Origin of the sequence: Streptomyces zaehneri, assembly GCF_032248645.1 — a bacterium.
GTDB classification, from domain to species: Bacteria; Actinomycetota; Actinomycetes; order Streptomycetales; family Streptomycetaceae; genus Streptomyces; species Streptomyces coriariae.
Map to the genome: position 1 here is coordinate 328,559 of NZ_JASTTJ010000008.1, position 8,848 is coordinate 337,406.

At 72.9% G+C, this 8,848-nt stretch carries 10 protein-coding genes and 1 pseudogene; 6 read left to right on the top strand and 5 right to left on the bottom strand.

The genetic code is table 11. The features are described from left to right. Window positions 1-170: 170 nt before the first annotated feature. The 3 genes from QQM72_RS16565 to QQM72_RS16575 are packed head-to-tail and all read left to right on the top strand — an operon-like array spanning window position 171 to window position 1,692. The gene (locus QQM72_RS16565; protein ID WP_314221633.1) at window positions 171-713 is read left to right on the top strand and encodes a GntR family transcriptional regulator; all 543 of its coding nucleotides are present in this window, start codon (window positions 171-173) and stop codon (window positions 711-713) included. After that, complete coding sequence (locus QQM72_RS16570; RefSeq protein WP_314221634.1) at window positions 710-1,504, top strand: GntR family transcriptional regulator; 795 nt, start codon at window positions 710-712, stop codon at window positions 1,502-1,504. The genes QQM72_RS16565 and QQM72_RS16570 overlap by 4 nt, the downstream gene beginning before the upstream one ends. After that, complete coding sequence (locus tag QQM72_RS16575) at window positions 1,501-1,692, top strand: hypothetical protein (RefSeq protein WP_314221635.1); 192 nt, start codon at window positions 1,501-1,503, stop codon at window positions 1,690-1,692. The genes QQM72_RS16570 and QQM72_RS16575 overlap by 4 nt, the downstream gene beginning before the upstream one ends. A gap of 236 nt (window positions 1,693-1,928) precedes the next feature. On the opposite strand, the gene QQM72_RS16580 is transcribed toward QQM72_RS16575, so the two are convergent. Then, on the bottom strand, window positions 1,929-2,381 hold the full coding sequence (locus tag QQM72_RS16580; RefSeq protein WP_314221636.1) for a MarR family winged helix-turn-helix transcriptional regulator: 453 nt from the start codon (window positions 2,379-2,381) through the stop codon (window positions 1,929-1,931). 98 nt (window positions 2,382-2,479) lie between these two features. Here QQM72_RS16580 and QQM72_RS16585 point away from each other — a divergent pair, with 98 nt between their 5' ends. Beyond that, the gene (locus QQM72_RS16585; protein ID WP_314221637.1) at window positions 2,480-3,499 is read left to right on the top strand and encodes an NADP-dependent oxidoreductase; all 1,020 of its coding nucleotides are present in this window, start codon (window positions 2,480-2,482) and stop codon (window positions 3,497-3,499) included. 130 nt (window positions 3,500-3,629) lie between these two features. Here QQM72_RS16585 and QQM72_RS16590 read toward each other — a convergent pair whose 3' ends face one another. Then, window positions 3,630-4,805 carry a serine hydrolase domain-containing protein gene (locus tag QQM72_RS16590; protein WP_314221638.1) on the bottom strand — a complete coding sequence of 392 codons (1,176 nt, stop codon included), beginning with the start codon at window positions 4,803-4,805 and terminating at the stop codon, window positions 3,630-3,632. A gap of 243 nt (window positions 4,806-5,048) precedes the next feature. Between QQM72_RS16590 and QQM72_RS16595 the strand changes: the two genes are divergently transcribed. Then, on the top strand, window positions 5,049-5,855 hold the full coding sequence (locus tag QQM72_RS16595; protein ID WP_314221639.1) for an EI24 domain-containing protein: 807 nt from the start codon (window positions 5,049-5,051) through the stop codon (window positions 5,853-5,855). A 126-nt stretch (window positions 5,856-5,981) separates the two neighbouring features. On the opposite strand, the gene QQM72_RS16600 is transcribed toward QQM72_RS16595, so the two are convergent. Continuing rightward, window positions 5,982-7,190, bottom strand: coding sequence for a pyroglutamyl peptidase (locus QQM72_RS16600; protein WP_314221656.1), 1,209 nt, complete (start codon window positions 7,188-7,190; stop codon window positions 5,982-5,984). A gap of 147 nt (window positions 7,191-7,337) precedes the next feature. Then, entirely contained in the window at window positions 7,338-8,282 is a 945-nt protein-coding gene (locus QQM72_RS16605; RefSeq protein WP_399077450.1) for a LysR substrate-binding domain-containing protein, read from the bottom strand. 57 nt (window positions 8,283-8,339) lie between these two features. Here QQM72_RS16605 and QQM72_RS16610 point away from each other — a divergent pair, with 57 nt between their 5' ends. Next, a complete protein-coding gene (locus QQM72_RS16610) occupies window positions 8,340-8,726 on the top strand; it encodes a RidA family protein (protein WP_314221640.1) in 387 nt (128 codons plus the stop codon). Here QQM72_RS16610 and QQM72_RS16615 read toward each other — a convergent pair. Next, window positions 8,723-8,848: pseudogene (locus QQM72_RS16615) on the bottom strand (IS481 family transposase); the annotation flags it as partial. The gene QQM72_RS16610 and the pseudogene QQM72_RS16615 overlap by 4 nt on opposite strands.

An 8,848-nucleotide genomic window follows, 5' to 3' on the forward strand; every position in this document is an offset into this window, starting at 1 on the left:
CGGTGGTTCTGGGGCGTCCTGCGGCGAAACCTTACTGTTATTCACGAAAGGTGACAAGGTAGTGAAGGGTGGCTGAAGGGGGCTGAGGGGGGCGGTTGGCGGATGAGCCAAGTCGCCTACCGTGTAGGGCGGCAGGGTTCGAAAGAACAGTCGGCCGTACAGGAGGAGTCGTGGGTGCGAGCGGATGGGTCAGCGCATCGTTGCCGTATCTGACGCCACGGGGCACCGGGCAGGGCGACGCCTGGGCGGCCGAGGCCGCCGCGCAGGGGCGGCGTGGCGGCCAGCGCATCCTGCACGCCGGTGAGGTGCCCGCCCCCGCCGACGTGGCGGCGCTGCTCGGAGTCCCCGAGGGCGAGCCGGTCGTCGTACGCCGGCGGCTGATCCTCCTCGACGACGAGCCCAGCGAACTGACCGACACGTACTACCCGACGGCCATAGCGGCGGGCACCCGTCTCGCCGGGACCGCCAAGATCCCCGGCGGAGCCCTCGCCCTGCTCGCCGAGCTCGGTCACGTCGGCGTCCTCGTGCGCGAGGACGTGACGGCCGGGATGCCGGACGAGGAGGAGCGCCAGGCCCTGGGGACCGGCCCCGGGGAACCGGTCCTGCGGCTCGTCCGGCTCACGCTGGACCACGCCGACCGGCCGATCCAGGTCGACCGTATGGTGATGCCTGCCCTACGGCAGAGGCTGCGCTACCAGATCAGGATCGGATGACCGTGCCCAAGGCAGACCCGGAAGCCGTCGACCGCCGCTCCCTGCACGAACGGATCGCGGCCGATCTGCGCGACGACATCATGAGCGGAGAGCTCGCCCCCGGCGCCAGCCTGCCCACCACCGCCCGGCTCAAGGAACGCTTCGAGGCGTCGAGCGCCACGGTCCAGAAGGCCCTCCAGCTCCTCAAGGACGAACGCCTGGTGGTCGGCCGGGCGGGCGCCTCCGTCACGGTCCGCGAGCACCGCCAGCGCACCGTCCGGCCCGCCACGCTCGTGCGGCCGGGCAGCCCCGGAGCGCCCTACCGCTGGCTCTCCGAGGCGGCCAAGCACGGCACGCACGCCCGCATGCAGCTCCTCGACGTGGCCGAGAGCCGGCCGCCCGCCGACGTGCGCGCCGCCCTCGACCTCCCGGCGGACGGCGTCGCGCTGCTCCGCGGCCAGGTACTCCTCGTCGACGACGAGCCCGCCGAACTCGTGGAGTCCTACTACCCGCTGGACATCGCCCAGGGGACGCCGCTGGCCGAGCGCCGCAGGATCAGGGGCGGCACCCCCGCCCTGCTGACGGAACTCGGCCACCCGCCCCGCCGCAGCACGGACCGGGTCTCCGCCAGGGTTCCCACCCAGGCCCAGTACCAGGCCCTGCGCCTCACCAGCGGCATGCCGGTCCTGCGCACCCTGCGCGTGATCCACGGCGACGGCGGCCGCCCCGTCGAGGTGACCGTGATGGTGAAGGCGGGCCATCTCTACGAACTGCAGTACGAGTTCACGGGCGAAGAGGTGGGGGACGCGTGATCGTGCTCGCCCTGACGGGGCTCCTGGTGCTCGTCCTCGGCGGCTGTGCCTGTGTCTGGTGGGCGGCGCGAGGCGGCCCGCGCTGGGCACGTGCCGTGGCCCTCGTGACCCTCGCGGCGGGCGAACTGCTCCGCGGAGCGAACCGTACGGACCGTACGGGCGGCGGGAAGTCCGGCTCGGACGACTGAGTCACCGGCCCGCACGAGCGGCCCCGTCCGGTCGGGCGCGCCGGACTCGTGCCGCTCGGAGACATGCACGCGGTCGGGCCGGCCGGGGTCGGACGCAGTCGGTCCGGGGCGGTCGGCCCGTCGGGGTCCGGGGCGGTCGGGCCCGTCGGGGTCCGGGGCGGTGGGGCCCGCCGGGGTCAGGTGCCGTCAGGTCGGCCAGGGGCGGGCGCGGTCGGGCCGGCCGGGGCCAGACGCCGTCAGGCCTCGCCGGGCTCCGTGGCCAGCATGCGTCGCAGCAGTCCCCGCAGGGCCACCCGCTCCTCCTCCGCCAGCCCCGCCAGCGGCTCCCGCGCGAACCGCAGCGACTCGCGCAGCCCCTTGGCTGTCTTGCGGCCCTCGACGGTGGCGGCCGCCAGCTTCACCCGGCGGTCGGCCGGATCGGGGCGCCGCTCGACCAGGCCGCGGGACTCCAGGCGGTCGACGATGCCGGTCACGTTGGACGGCTCACACTTCAGTTTCTGCGCCAGCTTCCGCATCGGCAGCGGCTCCAGCGAGAGCAGGCTCAGCAGCCGGGCCTGTGCGCCGGTGAGGGCGTGACCTGCCGCGGCTTCCTCGTAGTCCTCGTAGTAACGGGCCACGACCTCGCCGATCAGGCCGACGACCTCCATGGTCAGGGCATCGGGGAGAGGGGCCGGATGTGGGGTGGGCATGGATCGAGGGTACCCCGTTACTTGACATCCTGAAATATTCAGGAGCATGGTTGTTTCAGGTAGTGAAGCATTTGCGAGCACAGGAAAGGCAGCCCCCCATGACCGAGTCGGCCCTCCCCACCACCAGCCGCGAATGGCGTCTGCTCAGCCGCCCCGTCGGCTGGCCGAAGCCCGAGGACTTCGAGCTGGCCGAGGCGGAGATCCGGCAGCCCGGCCCGGGTGAGGTGCTGGTGCGCAACGCCTACGTGTCCGTCGACCCCTACATGCGCGGCCGGATGAGCGCGGCCAAGTCGTACGTGGCCCCCTTCGAGCTGGGCAAGGCCATGCAGGGCGGTGCGGTCGGCGAGGTCGTCGCCTCCGCCGCCGAGGGCGTCTCGGCCGGCGATCACGTCCTGCACTTCGGCGGCTGGCGCGAGTACGCCACCTTCGACGCCAAGCAGGCCGTCAAGGTCGACCCCGAGGCCGCGCCCCTGTCCACCTACCTCGGCGTCCTCGGGATGACCGGTCTCACCGCCTACGCGGGCCTGCTGCGCACCGGCTCCTTCAAGGAGGGCGACTCCGTCTTCGTGTCGGGCGCGGCCGGCGCCGTCGGCAGCCAGGTCGGCCAGATCGCCAGGCTGAAGGGCGCCTCCCGGGTCATCGGCTCGGCCGGCTCCGACGAGAAGGTCAAGCTGCTCGTCGAGGAGTACGGCTTCGACGCCGCCTTCAACTACAAGAACGGACCTGTGGCCGCGCAGCTGCGCGAGGCCGCTCCCGACGGTGTCGACGTCTACTTCGACAACGTCGGCGGCGACCACCTCGAGGCGGCCATCGGCTCGCTCAACGAGAAGGGCCGCATCGTGATCTGCGGCATGATCTCCGTCTACAACAACACCGAGCCGGCCCCCGGCCCGAAGAACCTCGCCCGGCTCATCGCGACCCGTGGCCGTATCGAGGGCTTCCTGGTCGGCGACCACTACGACCTCCAGCCGGAGTTCGTCCGGGAGGTCGGCGGCTGGGTCCGCTCCGGCGAGCTGAAGTACCGCGAGACGGTCGTCGAGGGCATCGAGCACAACCTGGAGGCGTTCCTCGGGGTGCTGCGCGGCGACAACACCGGAAAGATGATCGTCAAGCTCTGATCCCCGGTCCGTGACACCGCCCTGACACCGGTCGTCGCGTACGGCGAAGGCCGCACCCCTGGACGTGGGGTGCGGCCTTCGCCCGCTCGGCGGGCCGTCCGCCGGGCGGGCCGTACGCCGTGCCCTGCCGTCAGCCGGAAGCCAGTGCGGCGGCGTGCACCGCCGCCGCCAGCCGGTCGTTCTCCGGCGCGGACCCGCCGGGGAAGGCGAACCGGCGCCGTGTGTAGCCGTAGGCGAGCCCGCTGCGCGGATCCGCGAAGGCCTGGCAGCCGCCCGCCCCGCTGTGCCCGAACGCCCCGGCGCCGAGGAACGGGTGCCAGGTGTCGGCGGTCGCCTGGAAGCCCAGCCCGTACGACCGGTGCGAACGCGCCACCACGTCGTAGCCCACCGAGTGCAGCTGCCCGAACTCCGCCGCCGTGTCCTCCTTCAGCAGCGGCGCCTTCCCGCCGACCTCGCTGATCGCCGCCGCGTACAGCCCGGCCAGTCCGCGCGCCGAGGCCACCCCGCCCACCGAGGCCGGCCCCCTGGCCCGGATCAGGGGATCGTTGGGCAGGAGTTCCAGGTCGGTCGGCTCGGCGGCGTGCCGGTTGAAGGCGACGGCGGCCAGGGTGTGCGGCCCGCCCGGCAGGGAGTCCAGCAGCGCCCGCTGCTCGGCGGTCGGCGCCATCGGCTGCGCGGTGCGGAACCGCGGCTCGTGCGCCGCGGGCAGCCCCAGGAAGAAGTCCAGCCCGTACGGGACGCGCACCCGCTCCGCGTACACCTCCTGGAGCGTGCGGCCCGTGGCCCGCCGTACGACCTCGCCGGTGAGCGCCCCGATGACCAGCCCGTGGTAGCCGAAGGCGGTCCCCGGTCGCCAGAACGGCCGCTGGTCGGCGAGGCGTTCGGCGATCTGCCGGTCGTCGGCCAGCTCCTGCGGCGAGAACCCGCTGTCCGTGCCGATCACCCCGGCCCGGTGCGCGAGCAGCTCGCGCAGGGTCAGCGCGCCCTTGCTCTCGGCCGCGAACTCCGGCCAGTAGTAGGTGACTTTCCGGTCCAGCTCCAGGGTGCCCTCCTGGACGAGGAGCGCGACCACCAGATGGGCGGCGCCCTTGGTGGAGGAGTAGACGCCGTAGAGGGAGTCGGGGCCGGCGCCGTCGCCCGGCACCCACAGGTCGACGACCCGCCGTCCGTGCACATGGGCGCACAACTGGCCTTCGTAGTCCGGCCGTTCCTCCGCCACGAACGCGGCGAACGCCTCCCGCACCGCTTCGAATCCGTCGGCGACGCTGCCGTGGATCTCCTTCGTCGTCCGAGTCAATCGAGTCATTCGCTCTCCTCAACCAGCCCACTGCTTGCGTGTGCCATGGTGATCAACACCTGGCCGAGATCGTTGCTTCCGGGGATCGGTACGGCGAGGTGCACCTGTTCGACTCAACTGCATCAAGCAGGTGTCGGTGTCAGCGATGCCCCGGATGGCCTACGAGGGGCGTCGCGAGCCCGTGCCGCGCACGGCACGCGGGCCCCGGCCGGCCCCGGACCGTGAAATGTGCACGACCGATAGAGTTCGGCCATGCGCGATCTAGGGGCGGGGTTCACGTACCTCCTGAAGGGCCAGCGGTGGGTGGCCCGGCACGGCAAGCAGTACGGGTTCGGTCTCGTTCCCGGCCTGATCACACTCGTCCTCTACGCGGCGGCCCTGGTGGCGCTCGCGGTGTGGGGCGAGGACTTCGTCGGATGGTCGACACCGTTCGCCGACGACTGGACGAGCCCCTGGCGCGGAATGTTCCGCGGCTTCCTCGTCGTCGTGCTGTTCGCCCTCGGACTGTTGCTCGCCGTCCTCACCTTCACCGCGGTCACCCTGCTCATCGGGCAGCCGTTCTACGAGAGCCTCTCCGAGAAGGTGGACCGGGACGTCTCGCCCGACGGCACTGCCCCCGAGTCCGGGCTGCCGCTCTGGCGCGAGCTGTGGATCTCCGCCCGCGACAGCCTGCGCATCCTGTGCCGCGCGCTGCTGTGGGCCGTGCTGCTGTTCGCCCTCGGGTTCATTCCGGTCGTCGGGCAGACGGTGGTCCCGGTGATCGGCTTCTTCGTCACCGGCTTCTTCCTCACCGAGGAACTGGTCGCCGTCGCCCTCCAGCGCCGGGGCGTCGACCTGCGGGCCCGGCTCGCCCTGCTGCGCTCCCGCAAGACCCTGATCTGGGGCTTCGGCACCCCCCTGGGGCTGGCTTTCCTGGTGCCGGTCGTCGCGGTGTTCCTGATGCCGGGCGCGGTCGCGGGCGCCACCCTGCTGGCCCGTGAACTGCTCGGCGAGGAGATCGACGAGGGCGACCGGGCCGACGGCGCCGACACCCCGAAAGAGGAGAACGCCACCTGGTGACCGAGCTGCTCGCCGTCGCCCTCATCACCGTGCTGGCCGTCAAGGTCATCGGCTCGGTCCTGGCGGGCCTGGGCGTCAGCCCGGCGCTGGCGCCCTCGCACTGACCCGGGCGCCGAGACCGCGCGCCTATCTCCCGGCCGCCACGGCCACGGCCAGGATCGCCCGTACCTGGGCGACGATGTCCAGCCGGTTGCGCACGAACTCCGGATCGGTCACGTCCTGGGTGTTGCCCGCCGCGAACTGGAGCACCGGCGTGTGCACATGCCCGCCCGGCAGGCTGTCGTGCAGCCCCAGCCGGTCGCGCAGCAGGGTGGCCCGGTAGGCGATCTCGTTGGAGAGGTAGTTCCCGCCGCCCCCGGCCCGTGCGGTCGACCCCGCCGTCGGCCCGTCCGGCCGGACGACGGGCTCGGCGCCACCCGCCGGGATCTCGGTGACGCTCGTGTTGTCGTAGACCGGGAACCGTCCCGTGTCCGCCGCCACGATCGCCGCGTACGGCAGGGTCGTGGTCGTCCACTGCGGCTGTGTGGCGGGGTCGGCGACCGGGACCGTCTCCGTCCGGCCGACGTTCTCGTTGTCGGGGAAGCCGCCGCGCCAGGCCCCGTTGGTGCGCTCCACGTCGAAGCGGCCGACGCGGCCCTGGCTGACGGTGGTGAACAGATCGACGTGCGGCAGATACGGCCGCAGCGCGCGCTCCACCGTCTGCTCCGCGAAGTCCTGCCAGCGCACCGGGAACACGGCGGTCTCCACCCGCGCCGGGCCGTCCGCGGTCCGGATCACCGTGCCGTCGAGGGCGAGCGCGGTCGCCCCCGAGGGGTTCGAGATCCGGATGTCCCGGTCCAGGGTGAACGGGTCGAAGCCGGTGACGAGAACGCGCTTGAGTCCCTTGGCGCGGGGCGGAAGGCGCAGATCGGTCTGTCCGCGCGTGGTGCGCTCCAAGACGTCGAGCAGGGCGGCCCGTTGGCCCTCGGTGACCGCGAAGCCGGGCCGCCAGGTGCGCAGTTCGCTCGTCATGCCGAGCCGCGCCCAGTACAGCGGCCGGTCGTCGTCCCGGCTGAGGTCCCCGCCGGCGGGGCCGCGCCCCTGGACCCGGTCCACCGCCCGCCGCCACAGGGCCGCGCCCTCGCGGGTGACGGCCTGACGGGCCCGCGCGTAGGAGTGCGAGGCTGCCAGCAGCCGGGCGAGACGCGGAGCCACCACGTCGAACCCGGACCGGGCGAGGATCTCCTGGGGAACGGCCTGTGTCAGGCGCTGTTCCTCGACCGTGGGGGTGGGCAGCGCCTCGGTCGCGGTGGCGGCGGTGGGAAGGGCGAGCCCGGCCGCCAGGGCCAGAGCCAGAACGCCGACGCGAACGCGAACGCGAAGGGAACGGGCGGAGTATGCGGGATGCTCGCAGTACGCGGGATGCACGGGGTCGGGGTCCTTCCGTCGCTGTGGGGGAGAGCGTGGGGTGGGACGGCGGAAGTATCCCGTGACGGAAGTGGTCTACGCCATGGCGCCGGGGATCGCCGTCGCCGCCTCCCGCAGTGCGGTGACGAACGCCTCCGCCGCCGGAGTGAGCGAGCGCCCCCGTTCCGTGGCCGCGTACACCGCCCGTGCCGGGGCGTCCTCGTCGAGCACCGGCAGCAGCACGACGTCCGGCCGTACGGACGAGGCGGCGAGCGCGGGGACCAGTGCGACGCCGAGACCCGCGGCGACATAGCCCTGCTTGGCGGTCCACTCGGCGACGACGTGCGCCACCCGCGGCCGGAAGCCCTCCCGCAGTGCCGCGTCGAGAAGGGTGCCCTCGGGCCGGGCGGATCCGGACACCCAGTCGGCGTCGGCGAGTTCGCCCAGCCGCACCGGCCCACCGCGGCCCGCCAGGGGGTGCCCGGCCGGCACGGCGACGTGGAGAGACTCGTCGAGGAGGTGACGCAGCGCGTACGACTCCAGCGCCGCGCGGCCCGTCGTGGACACCACCGCCAGGTCGAGGTGCCCGGCGCCGAGCCGCTCCAGCAGGGCCGGGGTGAGCCCCTCCTCCCTCGTCACGCGCACACCGGGACAGCGGTCCCGGAACGCGGCCAGGGCGCGCGGCACCAGCGCCGCGTCCGCCGTCGCGAACGCCCCGAACCGCAGCCGCCCGGCCGCGCCCTCCCGCAGCGCGGCCAGCTCCCGCCGCGCACCGTGCAGGGCCTCGGCGACGGACTCCGCGTACGGCACCAGCGCCCGCCCGGCCTCCGTCAGCCGTACCCCGCGGGGCAGCCGGTCGAAGAGCGGGTCGCCGCCCAGGGCCGACTCCAGCGAGGAGATCTGCCGGGACACCGCGGACTGGGTCCACCCAAGGCTCCGCGCGGCGACGGTGAACGAGCCGTGGCGGACCACCTCCAGAAACGCCCGCAGCCACACGGTGGAGAGTTCGGGCAGGGAGGCCATGCGATGCGGATCCGGCATGTCCTCCATGCTGGACATTCGCTTGTCGCATCGCAAGTCCCGTCCTAGCGTCGGGACATGGACATCACCCTCGACAACCCGGCCGGCGCACCCCGGCCCCTGAGCCCCTACTACTCCCAGGTCGCCCGCGTCCAACAGACTGACGGCAGCGCCCTGTTGTTCCTCTCCGGGCAGATCGCCGAGGGCGCCACACTCGCCGAGCAGAGCCGGGGCGTCTTCGAGACGATCGACGCCCTGCTGAGGGCGCACGGAGCGGGTCTGGCGAACGTCGTCAACATCCGGACCTACCTCACGGACATCGACGGGCTCGCCGAATACGGCGCCGTACGCCAGGAGTTCCTCACCGGAACCCCGCCGACCAGCATGACCTTCGAGGTGTCCCGGCTGTTCCGCCCCGAGGCGCGGATCGAGGTGGAGGTGGTGGCGGCGGTACCCGCGGCCTAGGTGTATTGACCCGTGAGGTTGGGGACGCGGCTGGCGGGTGGTTGGCCTTTCAGCGCGGTGTGTCCGCGGTGGTGATTGTAGGTGTGCAGCCAGTCGGGGAAGGCGTCGCGTCGTTCCTGCTC

Excerpts from the sequence above, each read along its gene's own strand:
- QQM72_RS16610 (WP_314221640.1), top strand. The coding sequence starts at position 8,340 with ATGGACATCACCCTCGACAACCCGGCCGGCGCACCCCGGCCCCTGAGC.
- QQM72_RS16580 (WP_314221636.1), bottom strand. The coding sequence starts at position 2,381 with ATGCCCACCCCACATCCGGCCCCTCTCCCCGATGCCCTGACCATGGAG.
- QQM72_RS16595 (WP_314221639.1), top strand. The coding sequence starts at position 5,049 with ATGCGCGATCTAGGGGCGGGGTTCACGTACCTCCTGAAGGGCCAGCGG.
- QQM72_RS16605 (WP_399077450.1), bottom strand. The coding sequence starts at position 8,282 with ATGCCGGATCCGCATCGCATGGCCTCCCTGCCCGAACTCTCCACCGTG.
- QQM72_RS16585 (WP_314221637.1), top strand. The coding sequence starts at position 2,480 with ATGACCGAGTCGGCCCTCCCCACCACCAGCCGCGAATGGCGTCTGCTC.
- QQM72_RS16570 (WP_314221634.1), top strand. The coding sequence starts at position 710 with ATGACCGTGCCCAAGGCAGACCCGGAAGCCGTCGACCGCCGCTCCCTG.
- QQM72_RS16590 (WP_314221638.1), bottom strand. The coding sequence starts at position 4,805 with ATGACTCGATTGACTCGGACGACGAAGGAGATCCACGGCAGCGTCGCC.